Source organism: Streptomyces sp. NPDC002032 (assembly GCF_042890765.1).
Classification (GTDB): Bacteria; Actinomycetota; Actinomycetes; order Streptomycetales; family Streptomycetaceae; genus Streptomyces.
On the sequence record NZ_JBIASM010000008.1, the window covers coordinates 128,023 to 147,013 of the forward strand.

Annotated in this window: 15 protein-coding genes; 12 read left to right on the top strand and 3 right to left on the bottom strand. The window is 70.6% G+C overall.

Annotation, left to right across the window (positions count from 1 at the left end):
- Positions 1-190: 190 nt before the first annotated feature.
- The 12 genes from nirB to ACFYYT_RS20305 all read left to right on the top strand — a co-directional run bounded on the left by nirB (position 191) and on the right by ACFYYT_RS20305 (position 16,651).
- Positions 191-3,094: a nitrite reductase large subunit NirB gene (nirB, locus tag ACFYYT_RS20250; RefSeq protein WP_351830691.1), complete on the top strand. Its 2,904-nt coding sequence runs from the start codon at positions 191-193 to the stop codon at positions 3,092-3,094.
- Positions 3,095-3,226: 132 nt separating this feature from the next.
- Complete coding sequence (locus tag ACFYYT_RS20255) at positions 3,227-4,633, top strand: MFS transporter (RefSeq protein WP_351830694.1); 1,407 nt, start codon at positions 3,227-3,229, stop codon at positions 4,631-4,633.
- Between the two features lie 315 nt (positions 4,634-4,948).
- The gene (locus tag ACFYYT_RS20260) at positions 4,949-6,259 is read left to right on the top strand and encodes an anaerobic C4-dicarboxylate transporter family protein (RefSeq protein WP_351830698.1); all 1,311 of its coding nucleotides are present in this window, start codon (positions 4,949-4,951) and stop codon (positions 6,257-6,259) included.
- A gap of 228 nt (positions 6,260-6,487) precedes the next feature.
- Positions 6,488-8,758: a formate C-acetyltransferase gene (gene pflB / locus ACFYYT_RS20265; RefSeq protein WP_351830696.1), complete on the top strand. Its 2,271-nt coding sequence runs from the start codon at positions 6,488-6,490 to the stop codon at positions 8,756-8,758.
- A 178-nt stretch (positions 8,759-8,936) separates the two neighbouring features.
- The gene (gene pflA, locus ACFYYT_RS20270; protein WP_351823870.1) at positions 8,937-9,812 is read left to right on the top strand and encodes a pyruvate formate-lyase-activating protein; all 876 of its coding nucleotides are present in this window, start codon (positions 8,937-8,939) and stop codon (positions 9,810-9,812) included.
- A gap of 68 nt (positions 9,813-9,880) precedes the next feature.
- The gene (locus ACFYYT_RS20275) at positions 9,881-10,984 is read left to right on the top strand and encodes an MFS transporter (protein ID WP_351823868.1); all 1,104 of its coding nucleotides are present in this window, start codon (positions 9,881-9,883) and stop codon (positions 10,982-10,984) included.
- A 29-nt stretch (positions 10,985-11,013) separates the two neighbouring features.
- Positions 11,014-13,341 carry a molybdopterin oxidoreductase family protein gene (locus tag ACFYYT_RS20280; RefSeq protein WP_388608858.1) on the top strand — a complete coding sequence of 776 codons (2,328 nt, stop codon included), beginning with the start codon at positions 11,014-11,016 and terminating at the stop codon, positions 13,339-13,341.
- 6 nt (positions 13,342-13,347) lie between these two features.
- Positions 13,348-13,947, top strand: a complete 600-nt coding sequence (locus tag ACFYYT_RS20285) for a 4Fe-4S dicluster domain-containing protein (RefSeq protein WP_351823865.1) — start codon at positions 13,348-13,350, stop codon at positions 13,945-13,947.
- Entirely contained in the window at positions 13,944-14,606 is a 663-nt protein-coding gene (locus ACFYYT_RS20290; RefSeq protein ID WP_351823863.1) for a Rieske (2Fe-2S) protein, read from the top strand. The genes ACFYYT_RS20285 and ACFYYT_RS20290 overlap by 4 nt, the downstream gene beginning before the upstream one ends.
- Positions 14,603-14,971, top strand: a complete 369-nt coding sequence (locus ACFYYT_RS20295) for a DUF6755 family protein (protein WP_351823860.1) — start codon at positions 14,603-14,605, stop codon at positions 14,969-14,971. The genes ACFYYT_RS20290 and ACFYYT_RS20295 overlap by 4 nt, the downstream gene beginning before the upstream one ends.
- Positions 14,968-16,401, top strand: coding sequence for a NarK family nitrate/nitrite MFS transporter (locus ACFYYT_RS20300; RefSeq protein ID WP_351823857.1), 1,434 nt, complete (start codon positions 14,968-14,970; stop codon positions 16,399-16,401). The genes ACFYYT_RS20295 and ACFYYT_RS20300 overlap by 4 nt, the downstream gene beginning before the upstream one ends.
- A gap of 37 nt (positions 16,402-16,438) precedes the next feature.
- The gene (locus ACFYYT_RS20305) at positions 16,439-16,651 is read left to right on the top strand and encodes a hypothetical protein (protein ID WP_351823854.1); all 213 of its coding nucleotides are present in this window, start codon (positions 16,439-16,441) and stop codon (positions 16,649-16,651) included.
- A gap of 13 nt (positions 16,652-16,664) precedes the next feature.
- Here ACFYYT_RS20305 and mscL read toward each other — a convergent pair whose 3' ends face one another.
- The 3 genes from mscL to ACFYYT_RS20320 all read right to left on the bottom strand — a co-directional run bounded on the left by mscL (position 16,665) and on the right by ACFYYT_RS20320 (position 18,951).
- Complete coding sequence (mscL, locus tag ACFYYT_RS20310; protein ID WP_351823851.1) at positions 16,665-17,165, bottom strand: large conductance mechanosensitive channel protein MscL; 501 nt, start codon at positions 17,163-17,165, stop codon at positions 16,665-16,667.
- A gap of 123 nt (positions 17,166-17,288) precedes the next feature.
- Positions 17,289-17,864, bottom strand: a complete 576-nt coding sequence (locus ACFYYT_RS20315; RefSeq protein ID WP_351823848.1) for a hypothetical protein — start codon at positions 17,862-17,864, stop codon at positions 17,289-17,291.
- 253 nt (positions 17,865-18,117) lie between these two features.
- Positions 18,118-18,951 carry an S-methyl-5'-thioadenosine phosphorylase gene (locus ACFYYT_RS20320; RefSeq protein ID WP_351823846.1) on the bottom strand — a complete coding sequence of 278 codons (834 nt, stop codon included), beginning with the start codon at positions 18,949-18,951 and terminating at the stop codon, positions 18,118-18,120.
- Positions 18,952-18,991: the final 40 nt, after the last annotated feature.

Sequence of the window (18,991 nt, forward strand, 5' to 3'; positions counted from 1 at the left end):
CCCCCCTCTCCACGCTAGGCCCGGCCCCGCCCTCCCTGCCCCCGCCCAAGGGCCCGGAGCCCGGGCCACAGGTCCCGTGCGGGACAGGACCGCGGGCCCCCGCCGTGGGGCCCTTTTCGGCGGCCGCGGCCCGTGGCGCGGACCTACCGTCGAAAGGGTCGGAACATCGCACGCATCCGGAGTGAGACCCATGGCGCAGACGCTGGTTGTCATCGGCCACGGCATGGTGGGACACCGCCTGCTGGAGGCCCTCGCCGAGCGCGACGCGCTCGCCGGACCGGCGGCGCGGCCGGGCGCCGGCTGGCAGGTGACGGTCCTCGCCGAAGAACACCGCCCGGCCTACGACCGCGTCCACCTCTCCGCCGCGTTCACCGGCGCGACCGCCGCCGACCTGGCGCTCGGCGAACCGGACTTCCTCGAACGCCACGGCATCGACCTACGGCTCGGCGATCCGGCCCGGAGCATCGACACCGCAGCCCGCACCGTCACCAGCGCCTCCGGAGCCGTCCTCGCCTACGACGCCCTCGTACTGGCCACCGGCTCCCATCCCTTCGTCCCGCCCATCGACGGCGCCGACGCCGAGGGCTGCTTCACCTACCGGACCCTCGACGACGTCGAGGCCCTGACCGCCTATGCCACCACCGACCACGTCCGCAGCGGCGTCGTCATCGGCGGCGGACTCCTCGGGCTGGAGGCGGCGGGCGCCCTGCGCACCCTCGGACTGGCCACGCACGTCGTCGAGTTCGCGCCCCGCCTGATGCCGCTCCAAGTCGACGACGGCGGGTCCGCCGCGCTGCGCGCCACCATCGAGTCGATGGGCGTGGCCGTGCACACCGGCGTCGGCGCGGCCGGCGTCCAGGTCCACGCCGACGGCCGCGCGCAGGCCCTGCGCCTGACCAGCGGCGAGGAGATCGGCGCCGACGTCGTGGTCTTCTCGGCCGGGGTCCGCCCCCGCGACCGGCTCGCCCGCGCGTGCGGACTGGCGGTCGGCGACCGGGGCGGCGTGGTCGTGGACGCGCATTGCCGTACGAGCGACCCGTACGTGTACGCGGTCGGCGAGTGCGCGCAGACCGCGGACGGCAAGGTGTACGGCCTGGTGGCACCGGGCTACCAGATGGCGGAAGCAGTGGCCGACGCCCTGGCGGGCCCGGGCGAGCTGACCTTCACCGGCGCCGACACCTCGACCAAGCTGAAGCTGATGGGCGCCGACGTGGCCTCCTTCGGCGACCCCTTCGCCCCTGAGGGCGGTAACGGGGCCGTCTCCGTCGTCTTCTCCGACGCCCGCGAGGGCGTCTACAAGAAGCTCCTCCTCGGCCCGGACGGCGCCTTGCTCGGCGGGATCCTCGTCGGCGACGCGCAGGCCTACGGCTCGCTCAAGCCGCACGCCGGCCGGCAGCTGCCCGCCCCGCCCGAAGCCTTCCTCCTGCCCGTGTCCGAGGGCACGCCCCCGCCCGGCGCGGACACACTGCCCGACGACGCCGTGGTGTGCTCCTGCCACAACGTCACCAAGGGCCACGTCCGGGCCGCCATAGTCGCCGAGTCCCTCACCGACATCGGCGGGATCAAGAAGTGCACCAAGGCGGGCTCCGGCTGCGGAGGCTGCGCAAACACCCTTCAGGCCGTCCTGGACGCCGAGCTCGCTGACACCGGCATCGAGAAGCCGCGCGGGCTGTGCGAGCACTTCACCCTCACCCGCGCCGAGATCTACGGGAAGGTCCACGCCGAGCGGATCCGCAGCTTCAGCGAGCTGCTGGAGGCCTACGGCGAGGGCGGCGAAGGCTGCGCCGTCTGCAAGCCGGTCGTCGCGAACGTCCTGGGCACCCTCGCCCCCGACCTCGGACTCGGCCACATCCTGGACGGAGAACAAGCCTCCCTCCAGGACTCCAACGACCTCTTCCTCGCCAACCTCCAGAAGGACGGCAGCTACTCCGTCGTCCCGCGCGTCGCAGGCGGCGAGATCACCGCCGAGCAGGTCATCGCCCTGGGCGAGGTCGCCCGGGACTACGGCCTCTACACCAAGATCACAGGCGCGCAGCGGATCGGGCTCTTCGGGGTCCGCAGGGAACAGCTCCCCGACATCTGGCGCCGCCTGGGCGGAGCCGGCTTCGAGTCCGGCCAGGCCTACGGCAAGTCCCTGCGCGCCGTGAAGTCCTGCGTCGGGGCCCGTTTCTGCCGCTTCGGCCAGGGCGACTCCATCCAGCTCGCCATCGACCTGGAGCTGCGCTACCGGGGCCTGCGGACCCCCCACAAGTTCAAGGGCGGGGTCTCGGGCTGCCTGCGCGAGTGCGCCGAGGCCCGCGGCAAGGACATCGGGGTGATCGCTACCGCCAACGGCTGGAACCTCTACGTGAGCGGCAACGGCGGCGCCACCCCGCGCCACGCCGACCTGCTGGCCTCCGACCTCACCACCGCCGAACTGTTCGCGCTCGTCGACCGGTTCCTCATGTACTACATCCGAACCGGGGAACGGCTGGAGCGGACCGCCGCCTGGATCGAACGCCTGGAGGGAGGCCTCGCCCACCTGCGCGAGGTCCTCATCGAGGACTCCCTGGGCATCTGCGGGGAACTCGAAGCGCAGATGGAGCGTCACGTGGCGGCCTACCAGGACGAGTGGCAGGCGGTACTGGAGGACCCCGCGGCGCTCAAGCGCTTCGCCGCGGTCGACCTCTCCACCACCGGTCTGCGTACCGTCGCCAGTACGGGCACGGGCACGGACAGGGCTGCGGGCACGGTCATCGGCATGGGCTCCGGCCCGGGGACGGACACGGGCACGGGGACGGGCACGGGTGTGGGCCCGGACGGGGACACGGGTAGGGTCACGCCGGTTCCGGTCCTGGAGCCCGGCCGGGGCCGCAGCGCCGTCCTCCCCGACGGGACGCAGGCCGCCCTCTTCAAGGACCGCGCGGGCACCGTCTACGCCGTCGGCAACCGGGACCCCTTCTCCGGCGCCGACGTGATCGCCGACGGCATCATGGGCTCCCGCGACGGGGCACCGGTCGTCACCTCGCCTATGCACAAGCAGGTCTTCGACCTGCGTACCGGTATCTGCCTCGACGACCCCGAGGTTTCCCTGCCGGTGGTCGACGTCCCCTGACGGGCCGACCAACGCACCGTGGGCGATGGGACCTTGTCCTGTCGCCCACGCGACGTTCGCCCCTGCCGCGAGGACCCTGATCAGGCGGAGTCTGGATAGGTCAGGACAATTCCCAACCTTCAGGACCACGCCATGAGTTCCGCCACGCAGCAAGCGCCAGGGGTGCTCGCCGATCCGGCGCAGTACCGCCCGGGCCGCACCATCACCGACTGGACACCAGAGGATCCGTCCTTCTGGAGCTCCACCGGCAAGAGGGTCGCCACCCGCAACCTGTGGATCGCCGTGCCGGCGCTCCTGGTGGCCTTCGTGGTCTGGCAGGTCTGGAGCATCACGGCGACCAACCTCAAGGACGTCGGCTTCGGCTTCTCCCAGTCGCAGCTGTTCTGGCTGACCGCCGTCCCCGGCATCACCGGCGGTACCGCGCGCATCTTCTACACCTTCCTCGGCCCGATGATCGGGCAGCGCCGCTTCACGGCGCTTTCGACGGTGGTGCTGATCGTTCCACTGCTGTGGCTGGGCTTCGCGGTGCAGAACACCGACACGTCCTACGGAACGATGATCGCCATCGCCGCGCTCTGCGGCATCGGCGGAGCAAACTTCTCCTCCTCGCTGGCCAACATCGGCTTCTTCTACCCGAAGCAGGAGAAGGGCAACGCGACCGGCATCAACGGCGGCCTGGGCAACCTCGGCGTCTCCGTGGTCCAGTTGCTGACCCCCATCCTGATCACCTCCTCGGTGCTGGCGATCGGCGCGGGCCAGAAGAAGGCGAACGGCACGGAGATCTACCTCCAGAACGCCGCCTTCGTGTGGGTCCCGGTCCTGATCGTGCTCGCGGCCATCGCCTGGTTCGGCCAGAACGACCTCAAGGTCGCCTCCACGCCCTTCAGCCAGCAGAAGGTCATCTTCAAGCGCAAGCACAACTGGCTGATGACCTGGCTCTACGTCGGGACCTTCGGCTCCTTCATCGGCTTCGCCGCCGCGCTTCCGCTGCTGATCAAGACGACTTTTCCGGCGTACCCGGTCGCGACGTACGCCTGGATGGGACCGGCGCTGGGCGCGCTGGCCCGCTGGGCGGGCGGCTGGATCGCCGACAAGCTGGGCGGGGCCCGGGTGACCATCCTGTCCTTCGTAGGTATGGCCGCCTCGATCATCGGCGTCATCAACTTCCTGCCGGGAGGCTCCGACCCCGGCTCCTTCTACGGCTTCTTCTTCTGCTTCCTCGCGGCGTTCTTCTTCTCGGGCATCGGCAACGGCTCCACCTTCCGGCAGATCCCGGTCATCTTCCGGGGCCAGCACCTGAAGGGCCTGACGGAGGGCACGCCGCAGTACGCGGCAGCGCTCAAGCAGGCGGAGATCGAGTCGGGCGCGGTGACGGGCTTCACCGCCGCCATCGCCGCGTACGGCTTCTTCTTCATCCCGGCGATGTTCGCCAACTTCGCGGTGACCAGCGCCATGTGGGGCTTCGTGGCCTTCTACGCCAGCTGCGTGGTCGTGGCCTGGTGGTTCTACGCCCGCAAGGGTGCCGAAGCGCCGAGCTGACCGACCCGCGAGCCCGCCGAGCCCCCACCTCCGGCCACCTCGCCAGGCACGCCCGGCGCAGGTCCGTGCCCCCCGGGCCGGGGCGCCCCCACTCACCGCCCCGGCAAGACCCCGCAGGGCCGGGCGGGCGAGGACCGGGCAGGCGAGAACAGGGCAGGCAAGGGCCGGGCAGGCGCCCGCGAGGACGCGGGCAAGACGTCGGCGCAGGCCGTTCCCCCGGGCACACGGACCCTGGCCCGCGGTAGCCGTACGCCGGCGCGGGGCGGCGCCGCCGCCCTCGACCTCCTTCCCCCGAAAGGCGCGCTCGTGCTTGGCATGTTCCTTCAGCTCGCCGTCATGGTCGCGGCCATCTGGCTCGGCTCCCGCAAGGGAGGCGTGGCCATGGGCCTGTGGGGGGCGGTAGGGGTGTTCGTGCTCGCCACCCTCTTCGGGGTGGCGCCCGCCGACACCTCCGGCATCGTCGACGTAATGCTGATCATCCTTGCGGTGATCATGGCCGCCGCCGCGATGGAGGCGGCCGGCGGCATCGACCACCTGGTGGGCCAGGCCGAGCGCGCGATCCGGCGCAACCCCCGGCGGGTCGTGTTCGTGGCGCCCCTGGTGTCCTGGGCCTTCACCCTCGGGGCCGGTACGGCTCATGTCTTCTACCCCCTGCTGCCCGTCATCCACGACGTGGCCCGGGAGGGCGGGGTGCGCCCCGAGCGGCCGATCGCCGTCTCCTCGATCGCCGCCACCTTCGGCATCACCGCCTCGCCGGTCTCCGCCGCCATGGCCGCCATGATCGTGATGTTCGACGGGGACGGCTGGAACCTGCCCCGCATCATGGCCGTCGCGGTGCCGGCCACCCTGCTGGGCGTCCTCGTCGCCGCGACCGTGCAGTCCAGGGTCGGCAAGGAGCTCCACCAGGACACCGAGTACCTGCGCCGGCTGGCCGCCGGCGAGATCGAGGCCTCAGCCCCCGCCGCAGCCGGATCGCGCCCGCCGCCTGGGCCACGGGCGCGCTGGTCCGCGTACCTCTTCCTGGCCGGGACGGCGGCCGTGGTCGTCAGCGGCCTCTTCCCCTCCCTGCGGCCCTCGGCGGGCAAGGGTCCGTTGCCCATGCCGGCCACCATCGAGATCCTGATGATGGCCGTGGCCGCGCTGATCCTGCTGTGCTGCGACGTCGACGCCAAGCGGATCCCCGGGACCGAAGTGGCCCGCTCGGGCCTGGTCGCCATCATCGGCGTCTTCGGACTGTCCTGGCTGGGCCTCCCCTTCATCGGCGCCAACGAGGCCCGGATCACGGGCGCGCTCGGCGGCATCGCGCAGGCCCACCCCTGGTTCTTCGCGCTCATGCTGCTGCTCCTCTCCGCTCTGCTGTTCAGCCAGGCCGCCACCACCAAGGCGCTGATGCCCCTCGGGCTCGCGCTCGGCATACCGGCCCCGCTCCTGATCGCGATGTGGCCCGCCGTGAACGGCTACTTCCTGCTGCCGACCTACGGGACCTTCATTGCGGCGATCAACTTTGACCGGACCGGAACCACTCGGGTCGGCCGGTTCGTCGTCAACCACTCCTTCATGCTGCCGGGGCTGGTCACGACATGCGTGGCGGTATCCACAGGCTTCGCCATGGTGCGGATTGTCTGACTTATCCACCTCTGCGGCAGCCGCCCAGCCCAGATTCTTGTGAATGAATTCACAAGCGCGCGATGGACCTTCGACCCGCCTGAACTCGCAGGTCAACGGGGGGAGTCGATATGTCGATCAAGTCGGCAGGACCTTCGGTCGTCACCTCAGGACCAACGCGGCCCCAAATGATCGATCAAAGAGCGTGCAATGGAGACAAGCAATGAGGCGACTCGGAAGGTGCCGGCCATGACTGCCACCCCTGCGGAAACCACGAAGAACAGCGAGGCCTGGGAGGGCTTCAAGGGCGGTCTGTGGCGCGACGCCATCGACGTCCGCGACTTCATCCAGCAGAACTACACGCCGTACGAGGGCGACGACTCCTTCCTCGCCGGCCCCACCGAGCGCACGACCGCCGTGTGGAAGGCGATCACGGACAAGTTCCCCGAGGAGCGCGAGAAGGGCGTCTACGACATCGCCCACGACATCCCCTCCACGATCACCGCCCACGCCCCCGGCTGGATCGACCGCGACAAGGACCTCATCGTCGGCCTCCAGACCGACGCCCCGCTCAAGCGCGCGATCATGCCGTACGGCGGCTGGCGCATGGTCGCCGGCGCCCTGGAAACCTACGGGTACCCCGTCTCCCAGGACCTGGAGAAGGTCTTCACGGAGTACCGCAAGACCCACAACGCCGGCGTCTTCGACGCCTACACCCCAGAGATCCGCGCCGCCCGCAAGGCCGGCATCGTCACCGGCCTCCCCGACGCCTACGGCCGCGGCCGCATCATCGGCGACTACCGCCGCGTCGCCCTTTACGGCGTCGACCGCCTCATCGCCTTCAAGAAGGAGGAGAAGGAGGAACTCAGCACCCTCCCCGCGGGCAACCGTCCGCTGGAGGAGACGATCCGCCTGCGCGAGGAACTCTCGGAGCAGATCCGCGCCCTCGCCGAACTCAAGACGATGGCCGCCTCCTACGGCCACGACATCTCCGCCCCGGCCAGGACCGGCCGCGAGGCCATCCAGTGGCTGTACTTCGCCTACCTCGCCGCCGTGAAGGAGCAGAACGGCGCCGCCATGTCGCTGGGCCGCACCTCCACCTTCATCGACGTCTACCTCCAGCGCGACATCGAGGCCGGCCTCCTCACCGAGGAGCAGGCCCAGGAGCTGGTCGACGACTTCATCATCAAGCTCCGCATCGTCCGCTTCCTGCGCACCCCGGACTACGACGAGCTGTTCTCCGGCGACCCCACCTGGGTCACCGAATCCATCGCCGGCATGGGCGAGGACGGCCGGCCGCTGGTCACCCGGACCTCCTTCCGCTACCTCCAGACCCTCTACAACCTCGGCCCCGCCCCCGAACCGAACATGACGGTCTTCTGGTCGCCCCAGCTGCCCCAGGGCTTCAAGGAGTTCTGCGCCCGCGTCTCGATCGACACCTCCTCGGTGCAGTACGAGTCCGACGAGCTGATGCGCCCGCGCTTCGGCGACGACACCGCCATCGCCTGCTGCGTGTCCGCGATGCCCGTCGGCAAGCAGATGCAGTTCTTCGGCGCCCGCGTGAACCTCGCCAAGACCCTCCTCTACGCGATCAACGGCGGCCGCGACGAGAAGTCCGGCGACCAGGTCGGGCCAGAGACCGGGGCGCTCACCTCCGAGGTCCTCGACTACGACGAGGTCATGGCCAAGTTCGACGAGCAGATGGAATGGCTCGCCGCGACCTACGTCCACGCCCTCAACGTCATCCACTACATGCACGACAGGTACGCGTACGAGCGCATCGAGATGGCACTGCACGACCGCGACGTGCGCCGCACGATGGCCTGCGGCATCGCCGGCCTGTCCGTCGCCGCCGACTCCCTCTCCGCCATCAAGCACGCCAAGGTCACCGCCGTGCGCGACGAGACGGGCCTCGCCACCGACTACACCGTCGACGGCAGCTACCCGGCCTACGGCAACAACGACGACCGCGTCGACGACATCGCCGTCTGGCTCGTCGAGGAGTTCATGAAGAAGGTCCGCAAGCACGAGACCTACCGCGGCGCCGAGCACACCCAGTCCGTCCTGACCATCACCTCGAACGTCGTCTACGGCAAGAAGACCGGCAACACGCCGGACGGACGCCGCGCCGGCGAGCCGTTCTCCCCCGGCGCCAACCCGATGAACGGCCGCGACACCCACGGATACGTCACCTCGGCCCTGTCGGTCGCGAAGCTCCCCTACGAGGACGCCGAGGACGGCATCTCGCTGACCAACACCGTCACCCCCGACGGCCTCGGCCGCACTCCCGAGGAGCGCATCAAGAACCTCGCGGGCGTCCTCGACGGCTACATGGCCAGCGACGGCTTCCACATGAACGTGAACGTCCTCAACCGCGACACGCTCATGGACGCCATGGAGCACCCGGAGAACTACCCGCAGCTCACCATTCGCGTCAGCGGCTACGCGGTGAACTTCGTACGCCTCACCCGGGCGCAGCAGCTCGACGTGCTGAACCGCACGTTCCACGGCTCGCTCTGACCGAGCCCCCGAGCCCCCGAGCCCCCGAGCCCCCGAGCCCCCGGGCCCCAGAAGCCCCCGGGCTCAGGCGGCCCACCAGGCCGCGCGGCCCGGGGCCGGGTCCTCACCCCGGCCCCGGGCCGCGCACACCGCACACCACGGATCCCACGGACACCAGATCCCCTCTGGAGCACCTGCCATGACCGTTCTCTTCGGTACGAGCATCCCCGTCGGCCAGGCCGGCGCCCCCGTCACCGGTCCCGCCCCGGGCAGCGGTGCCGGCCGCCGCGCCGTTGGCGCCGCCGGCGCCTGCCAGACCCCTGCCGCCGCCGCGACCCAGCGGCCGAGCGAGGGCTCGGTGCACTCCTGGGACCTCTCCACCGGCGTGGACGGCCCCGGCACCCGCTTCGTGACCTTCCTCGCCGGATGCCCGCTGAGCTGTCTGTACTGCCACAACCCCGACACCATGCGGATGCGCAACGGCAAGCGCACCTCCGCCGACGACGTCATCGCCGAGGCGCGCAAGTACACGCGGTTCATCTCCGCCTCCGGCGGCGGTGCCACCATCTCCGGCGGTGAGCCCCTCCTCCAGCCCGTCTTCGCCGGCGAACTGCTGCACCGGATGAAGAACGACCTCGGCCTGCACACCGCCCTCGACACCTCCGGCTTCCTCGGCGTTCGAGCCACCGACGCCCTGCTGCGCGACGTCGACCTGGTGCTGCTCGACATCAAGTCCTGGGACCGGGCGACGTACGAGAAGGTCACCGGCCGGCCGCTGGAGCCCACGCTGGACTTCGCCCGCCGCCTCGCCGGCCTGGGCAAGGAGGTGCACCTGCGGTTCGTGCTGGTGCCCGGCCTCACCGACGCGCGCGAGAACGTCGAAGGCGTCGCGGCCTTCGCCGCCGCTCTCGGCAATGTCTCGCGGGTCGACGTACTGCCCTTCCACAAGCTGGGAGAGAGTAAGTGGCAGGCCCTGGACATGCCCTTCACGCTGCACGGCACCCCGTCGCCCACCGCCGGGCAGATCGCCGAAGCCAAGGCCCTGTTCGCCGGCCACGGACTGAAGGCCGTCTGACCCCGTTCGGAGTAACTAGGGGCTCCTCAGAACGGGCTGAAACGGGACATAGCACCTAGCGTGGTGCTGTGTCCGAGCCCACAGAAGTCCTCGCCGCAGCCCCGCCGCCGCCACCGCCCGGGGGCCCCGAGACCGCACCGCCGGCCCGGCGGTCCGTCGCCGCGCGGGCCACTCTGGCCGGCACCCTCGTATCGCTCCTGCTCATCGCCGCGATCGTGCTGGGCAGCCGTCTGTTGCGGGACTTCGACTCCGCCCTGCTGCCGTACGCCGTCGCCACCGTCTTCCTGGCCTTCGGCGTCGCCTACCGCTACACGGTGTGGGTCTCCGCGCCCGGCGCCCGCCGCCTCTTCACGAAGGGGTTCGGCAGCTTCTTCTCGGTGGAGAACTTCAAGAAGGCCCCCACCGCCCTGCCGAAGATGATCGCCACCTACCTCGGCTTCCAGAAGTTCCTCGGCGCCCGCTCGCGCGCCCGCTGGGCCGCCCACCAGCTCATCTTCTGGGGATGCCTGCTGGCCGCCGCGATCACCTTCCCGCTCACCTGGGGCTGGTTCACCTTCACCTCGGACAGCGGGCCGGGCCCCGGCTACGAGATGCGGATCTGGGGCTTCAAAATCATCGGGTTCGACTCGCTCAACATCGTCGGCTGGCTGATGTTCCACGGCCTGGACATCGCCGCCGTCCTCGTCATCCCCGGCGCCTGCTACTTCCTGTGGCGCCGGATGAAGGACCGCGGCGCCATCACCGGCCAGCGCTTCGCCTACGACCTGCTCCCGCTGATCTGCCTCATCGTGATCGCGGTGACCGGCCTGCTGCTGACCTTCTCGTCGATCTTCCTGCACGGCGGTGGCTACGAGTTCCTGGCGATCCTGCACATGGTGTCGGTGGTGTTCACCCTCATCTACATCCCCTTCGGGAAGTTCTTCCACATCGTCCAGCGCCCGGCCGCGGTCGGCATGCAGCTCTTCAAGTACACGGCCCGCCAGGACGACGAGATCTTCGCCTGCAAGCGCTGCGGCGAACCCGTCGACACCGCCCCCTACGTCGAGAACCTGCGCGGGACGATGAAGGACCTGAACCTCGGCTTCGACGCCTGGGCCGAGTACTGCCCGCGCTGCAAGCGGGTCCTGCGCGGCAACGCCTACCTGACCCACGTCAAGAAGGGGTTCAAGTGACCGCGACGGACCCGGCCAAGCCGGCCACCCTGCCCCAGTCCCCGCCCCAGCCCCCGCCCCCGCCTTCGTCCCTGCCCCTCGACCCGTCGATCGCCCCGCCCGGCACCCGCAAATTCCGCGACGCCGGCGGCATCCCCGCGGACCAGTGGCACGCCGACCAGAACGGCGAGACCCTCGTCCCCACCCACTGCTGCTTCTGCGGAGTGCAGTGCGGCATGTACCTGCGGGTGGACAAGGGCGGCAAGGTCTTCGGCGTCGAACCCCGCAACCACGACATCAACCGCATGCGGCTGTGTCCCAAGGGCATCAACGCCTACCAGCAGGTCAACCACCCGGACCGGCTGACCGCCCCGCTGATGCGCCGCTCGCGCGACGAGGAGTTCCGGGAGGTCTCCTGGGACGAGGCCCTCGACTTCACCGTCTCCGAGGTGCGGCGCATCCAGCAGGCCCACGGCAACGACGCCTTCGGACTGCTCGGCGGCGCCAGCCTGTATTCGGAGAAGACCTACCTCGTCGGGAAGTTCGGCCGGGTCGCCCTGAAGACCCGGCACGTCGACTACAACGGGCGCCTGTGCATGGTCAGCGCCGCCGGAGCCAACAAACTGGCCTTCGGCATCGACCGCGCAGCCAACCCCTTCTCCGACATCCTGCTCACCGACTGCCTCCTGATCGCCGGGTCGAACGTCGGCGAGTGCTTCCCCGTCATGACCCAGTACGTCTGGGGCGCCCGGGACCGCGGTGCCTCGCTGATCGTGGTCGACCCGCGCGAGACCGCCGTCGCCCGCACGGCCGACGTACACGTCGCCCTCAAGCCCGGCACCGACTCGGCCTTCTTCAACTCCGTCCTCCACGTGATCGTCGCCGAGGGCCTCACGGACGAGGCCTACCTCGCCGCGCACACCACCGGCTGGGAAGAGGTACGCCGGACGGTGCAGGACTACCCGCCCGCCCGGGCGGCCGCGATCTGCGGGATCCCGGAGGAACAGATCGTGCAGGTGGCCCGCATGTTCGGCCGTGCCGGCCGGGCCATGGCCTTCCACGCCCGCGGCGTCGAGCACCACTCGCAGGGCGTCGAGAACTGCCTCTCGATCATCAACATGTGCGTGGCCACCGGAAACCTCGGCAAACCGGGGGCCGGCTACGGAACCATCACCGGCCAGGGCAACGGCCAGGGCGGCCGCGAACACGGACAGAAGTCCGACCTGCTGCCCGGCGGGCGTTCCATCATGAACGAGGAGCACCGGCGCCAGATCTGCCGCATCTGGGGCATCGAGGAGTCCGAACTCCCGGTGGCCGGAACCTCCATGATGGAGATGATCTGGCAGATGCAACGCCAGGAGATCCGCGGCCTCATCGGCATCTGCAACAACCCCTTCGTCTCCCTGCCCAACTACAAGGTGGTCAAGGAGGGGTACGACACGCTCGAATTCCACGCCCAGTTCGACTTCTTCCTCTCCGAGACCGCCAACAACGCGCATGTCGTCTTCCCCGTCACCGTCTGGGCCGAGGACGAGGGCGTCATGGCCAACACCGAGGCGCGCGTCGTCAAGCACAACAAGGCGCAGGAGCCACCCGCCGGCGTCCGCACCGACACCTGGGTGATGTGCGAACTCGCCCGCCGCCTCGGGGCCGGGGACAAATTCGACTTCACCGGCTCCCGCGAGGTGTTCGAGGAGCTGCGGATCGCCTCCGCCGGCACCGTGAACGACTACTACGGGATCACGTACGAGCGCCTGGAGGAGACCGGCGGGATCATGTGGCCCTGCCCCTCCACCGACCACCCCGGCACCCCGCGGCTGTTCGAGGGCGGGAAGACGTACCACCCCGACGGGAAGATCCACCTCCAGGTCGTCGAGTGGCACGCGCCGATGGACCCGTACACAGAGGAGTACCCGCTCTCGCTGACCACCGGCCGGACCGTCGCGCACTTCCTGTCCGGCAACCAGACGCGCCGCCTGGGCGCCCTTGTCGAGCAGACCCCGCGCCCCTGGGTGGAGGTCCACCCCTCGCACGGATTCCGCGACGGCGACCCCGTCCGCGTCGTCACCCGCCGCGGCAGCGAGGTGTTCCCCGCCCTGGTCACCGAGGCCATCCGGCCCGACACCGTCTTCATCCCGTACCACTGGCCCTACCCGACGGCCGCGAACGCCCTGACCATCGACGCCCTCGACCCCCGCTCGAAGATCCCCGAGTACAAGGTCTGCGCCGCCAGGATCGAGGCCGCAGGGCAGGTCGACGAGGTGCCGGCGCCACCCATGCCTCCCGGACACCAGGCCTACCCGGAGGTCCAGGGCTCCCGCACCGACCCCCTGCCGCCCACGTCCTCACAGGGCCGCGGCACGGCGGAAAGGAGCTGAGGCGCCATGATGGGCCGCACGATCTTCATCGACCCGGGCCGGTGCATCGGCTGCCAGGCCTGCGTCTCCGCCTGCCGCGAATGCGACTCGCACCGCGGCAAGTCGATGATCCACCTCGACTACACCGACCAGGGCCGCTCCGTGGCCTCCCTGCCGACCGTGTGCATGCACTGCGAGGACCCGGTCGCGCCCTGCGCCGAGGTCTGCCCCGCCGACGCGATCCTGGTGACCGCCGACGGAGTGGTCCAGCAGGCCGACACCACCCGCTGCATCGGCTGCGCCAACTGCGTCAACGCCTGCCCCTTCGGCGTCCCGAAGATCGATCTGCAGGCGAAGCTCCAGATGAAGTGCAACCTCTGCTACGACCGCACCGCCTACGGCCTGGCCCCCATGTGCGCCACCGTCTGCCCGACCGGAGCCCTCTTCTACGGAACCCTCGAAGAGCTCCAGGCCGAGCGGCCCGGCGTCCAGGTCGCCGACTCCTTCGTCTTCGGCGACGTGATGGTCAGCACCGGCGTGGCGATGGTCGTACCCGCCGACAAGGTCCAGTGGCCCGTGCCCGGCGGGCTGCCCATCGTCGAGGTGAACGGAGTGGACGTGCGATGAGCGTCACCGAACAGCCCGCTCCCACACCCGGCCAGGACCCCGGCGGCGACGACGCCGCCGAGCAGCTGCGCGACCGGATCAGTGCCGATTCCCTCACCACCCGACGTGACTACCTGCGCATCGTCGCCACCGTCTCCGGCGGTCTCGCCATCGGCGGAGTCGGCGTCGCCGCCGGCATCCTGCACCGGCACGGCGACAGCGAGACGCTGCCCGAAGCCAAGAAGGTCACCGACCGGCTGGCACCGGGTCAGTCCGTCGCCTTCCGGTACCCCGGCGAAGAGGACCGGGCCCTCGCGGTCCGGCTCGGCGACGGCAGCCTCGTCGGCTACTCGGCGGTCTGCACCCACCTGGCCTGCGCCGTCCTCTGGCGCGAGGACCGAGGCCCCGAGGGGGAGCTGTACTGCCCCTGCCACGAAGGCGTCTTCAACGCCCGAACCGGCGAGGTGACGGCCGGCCCGCCACCCCGCCCGCTGCCCAGGATCCTGCTCACCGAGCTGCCGGACGGCAGCGTCTGGGCCACGGCCACCGCCCGGTCGGGCGAGCCGCTCAAGGACGCCCTGTGCCGGCAGTTCGGCGACTCCCACCCCGACGCCTCCCGCCAACTGGGCTGCCCCGGAGCGGCCCGCACCCCCGGCGCCACCGAAAGCAGGCGGACATGAGCGAAGCCCAGCTCCCTCCCCGCCCCGACTACCGCCCGGGCAGCGCCGACGCCCGCCTGAACCGGCCCGTACGCGAGCGGTACCCGCAGATCCGCCCCACCAGCGGCTACGGCGACCCCCGCGTCCGGCACACCGGTCCCGGCCCGGGCGCCGGCACGGAACAGGAGCCGGAACGCTCCTCCAAGCTCAACGCCCGACTGGCCCTGGCCCTCACCGTCGTAATCGGACAGCTATGGGCGCTGACCGTGACCGTCAACGAGTGGATGGAGGGCAACACCGCCACGGCCTGGTGGGGGGCGGGGTTCCTGATCCTGTCCTTCCTCGCCGTGATCGGCCTCTGGCTCCTCGACCCGAAGGACCGATGACCATGTCCATCCGCACCAACGGCGGCTCCACGGTGCGCTCGCACCGAGCCGAGACCTACAAGCCCGGCGCCACCATCGGGGACTGGCGGCCCGAGGACGACGGCTTCTGGCAGACCACCGGCCGGCGGGTCGCCCAGCGCAACCTCTGGGTCTCCATCCCGGCCCTGATGCTCGGCTTCGTGGTCTGGCAGGTCTGGTCGGTCACCGTCGTCAAGCTGAACGACGTCGGCTTCGGCTTCTCCAAGTCGCAGCTGTTCTGGCTGACCGCCATCCCCGGCATCACCGGCGGCACCTTCCGGATCCTGTACACCTTCATCGGGCCGATCTTCGGTGAGCGGAAGTTCACCGCCGTCAGCACGATCATCCTGGTCGCCCCCATGCTGTGGCTGGGCTTCGCGCTTCAGGACACCTCCACGCCCTACTGGGAGCTGGCGCTCATCGCGGCCGTCTGCGGGATCGGCGGCGCCAACTTCGCCTCCTCCATGGCCAACATCGGCTTCTTCTTCCCGAAGCGGGAGAAGGGCAGTGCCAACGGCCTCAACGGAGGCCTCGGCAACCTCGGTGTGAGCGTGGTCCAGTTGGTCGCGCCGCTGGTGGTCACCGCCGCCGTCCTGGGCGCGCCCGCGGGCGGACCGCAGCACGACGCGAAGAAGAACACGGACATCTGGCTCCAGAACGGCGCCTTCCTGTGGGTGCCGCTCCTGGTGATCATGGCGCTGCTGGCCTGGTTCCTGATGAACGACCTCAAGGTGGCAGCTGCCCCCTTCAGCGAGCAGAAGATCATCTTCAAGCGCAAGCACAACTGGCTGATGACCTGGCTCTACGTCGGCACCTTCGGGTCCTTCATCGGCTTCGCCGCCGGCCTGCCCCTCCTGATCAAGAACAACTTCGAGGCGCAGGGTTACCAGGCCACCACCTACGCCTGGATCGGCCCCTTCATCGGCGCCCTCATGCGCTGGGCCGGAGGCTGGCTCTCCGACAAGATCGGCGGCGCCAGGGTGACCATGCTGTCCTTCGTCGGCATGGCGGCTTCCCTGGTGGTCGTGATCTTCGCGCTTCCCGCGGGCGGCGACCAGGGCAGCTTCTGGGCCTTCTTCATCGGCTTCCTGGCGGCCTTCGCCTTCTCCGGGCTGGGCAACGGCTCGACCTTCCGCCAGATCCCGGTCATCTTCCGGGACCAGCACATGCGCCAGGCCGAGGGCCAGGGCCCCGAGGCGCAGGCGGCCGCGCTCAAGCAGTCGGAGATGGAGTCGGGCGCCGTCACGGGCTTCTCCTCCGCCATCGCCGCCTACGGCTTCTTCTTCATCCCGGCGATGTTCGCGGCCATGGCCGTCACCAACGCGCTGTGGCTCTTCATCGGCTTCTACGCGACCTGCCTCGTGGTGTGCTGGTGGTTCTACGCGCGCAAGGGCGCGGAAGCCCCCAGCTGACCGGAGCGGGCGGCGGGGGCGGCCGTACCCTGGAGGCATGAGCACCTCCGCCGCCCCCGACCCGCGCCCCGAGTCCGCAGCGACCCCGAAGCCGGCGCCGAAGCCCAAGCCGAAGCTGGTCTTCGACGACCCGCTGGACCAGCAGTCCTCGGACGACACCGACCGGGGCTGGGGCGAGCGGCCGCCCGCCGGCGGCAGCGCGGCCGACCTGGCCCGCTTCCTCGACGAGAAGCCCCCGCACCACATCTGATCCGGCGGACCGGTCAGAACCCGTCGCGCGTCCCCGGAGCCGCTCCGCTGCCGCCGTTCGGACCCCGCTGCGCGACCAGGGCGTCGCGGATCTCCTTGAGGACCTCCAGCTCGGTGATCTCCATGGTTTCCTGTACGCCTTCCTTGGCCCTGCGGCGCGCCTCCTGCCGGGCGAGGTACTTCGCCATGGGCAGGACCATCAGGAAGTAGACGACCGCCGCGGTGATCAGGAACGTCAGGGTGGCGTTGAGCACCGACCCCCACAGGATGTTGACGCCTGTCGGCTCGCCCTTCGCGTCGACCCCACAGGGATCCTTCAGACACGAGGTGTAGGCATCCAGACTTTTGGTGCCGATGGCGCCCACGAGCGGGCTGATGATCCCCTTCACGATCGAGTTCACGATGTTCGTGAACGCGGCGCCGATGACCACGGCCACCGCCAGGTCGACCACGTTCCCGCGCATCAGGAAGGCCTTGAAGCCCGCCAGGACGCTCTCCTTCTTCTTCTCGCTCACCACTGAGCCTTTCTTCGGAACTGCCAGACACGGAGCCAACGGTTCCGAAAGCTACGGCAGTTTGGGCCCGGCGTGTCCAATCGATGCCCACCTCAAGGTGATTCGACTGGGCGTACGTGCGAATCAGCACAAGGTCACCGCCAGTCGAGCCGCCGCACCCGCCCCCACGAGAGCTCGCGCCGTGTCCCGGGGGACGGACAGCACCACCAGCGCTCCACCGTCCCCGACGCCCTTGTCCGCGTCCGGCGCGGGCACTTCGGCGACCCGGGCGCCCTCCGCCACCACGCGGGGAGGTCCGGTGCGCTCGGCGGCGACCACGTCAACCCGGTCGCCGGGGCGCAGCAGCCGCACGGTGGCCGCGTCCGCGATGCGTACCGGGGCCGACACCATGCGCACGACGGCGGGCGGCGGCTTCACCGCGGGCGGCGCCGCGACCCGGGAGGCGCGGGCCTCCGTGCCCCCCACCGCCAGGGCGGCCGCCACCACGGCCAGCCCGGCCGCCGTGACCCTGCTCCTGCGGCGCACCGCACGGCGCAGCCGGCCACCGGCCCGGCCCACGCGCACCGGCGGGAAGGCCGGGACGGTGTGCACGGGCGGGCACGTCGAAGCGGGGGGCGTGGAGGATCCGGGAGAAGGGGGCGAGGAGGGCGAGGGGGGCGAAGAGGGCGAGCAGGGGGAGCACGAAGTGGCCCTGGACATGGTGCGCACCGCCGAACTGGTCGAGTTCCGGAGTCCGGACCCAGCGCCCGGACACCCTTCACCATCGACCCCACGGCCGGATCGTGCTCGAACCTGTGGACGATCCCCAGCCTGTGGAAAACTCCGTCACCCTCACGTGGGACCCACGCGGTACCCAGCTCGCGGGACGGGCCCCGCGGACCCCCGCGCGCGAGATGCGCCGAGGGCCCGTCGGTGCGGGCCCGTCGGTGCGGGCCCGTCGGCACGGGCCGGCCTACGGCAGTTCGATGCCCAGGTCCCAGCCGTCGTGGGCGTGGGTGCACAGGCAGGCGCGGGACTCCGTCGGGGGCAGCGCCGCGACCGCGTCGAAGAGCACCTCGCGCAGCCGGCCCACGTTCTCGCCGAACACCTTCAGCACCTCCGTGTGGGACACGCCCTCACCCGTCTCGGCGCCCGCGTCCAGGTCGGTGACCAGGGCCATCGAGGTGTAGCAGAGGCCCAGCTCGCGTGCGAGGACCGCCTCCGGGTGCCCGGTCATGCCGACCACCGACCAGCCGGCCGCCGCGTGCCACCGCGACTCGGCCCGCGTGGAGAAGCGGGGCCCCTCCACGACGACCATCGTGCCGCCGTCCACCGGTTCCCAGCCGCGCCCCCGGGCCGCCGCGAGCGCCACGGAGCGCCCGACGGGGCAGTAGGGGTCGGCGAAGGTGGTGTGCACGACGTTGGGGACGGTGCCGTCCGGCAGCGGCTCCCCGTCGAAGTAGGTCTGCGCACGGGACTTCGTACGGTCGACCAGCTGGTCCGGGACCAGCAGCGTGCCCGGTCCGTACTCGGCCCGCAGACCCCCCACCGCGCACGGGCCCAGCACCTGGCGCACGCCGACCGAGCGCAGCGCCCACAGGTTCGCCCGGTAATTGATCTTGTGCGGGGGCACGGTGTGGCTGCGCCCGTGCCGGGGCAGGAAGGCGATCTTGCGCCCGGCCAGCTCGCCGACGTACAGGGAGTCGCTCGGGGGCCCGTACGGAGTCTCCACCCGGACCTCGGAGACGTCCTCCAGGAAGGAGTAGAAGCCCGAGCCGCCGATGACACCGATCTCTGCGTTCACCATGGCGCCACCCTAACCGGGCACGCGCAAGGCCCCGCAGCCC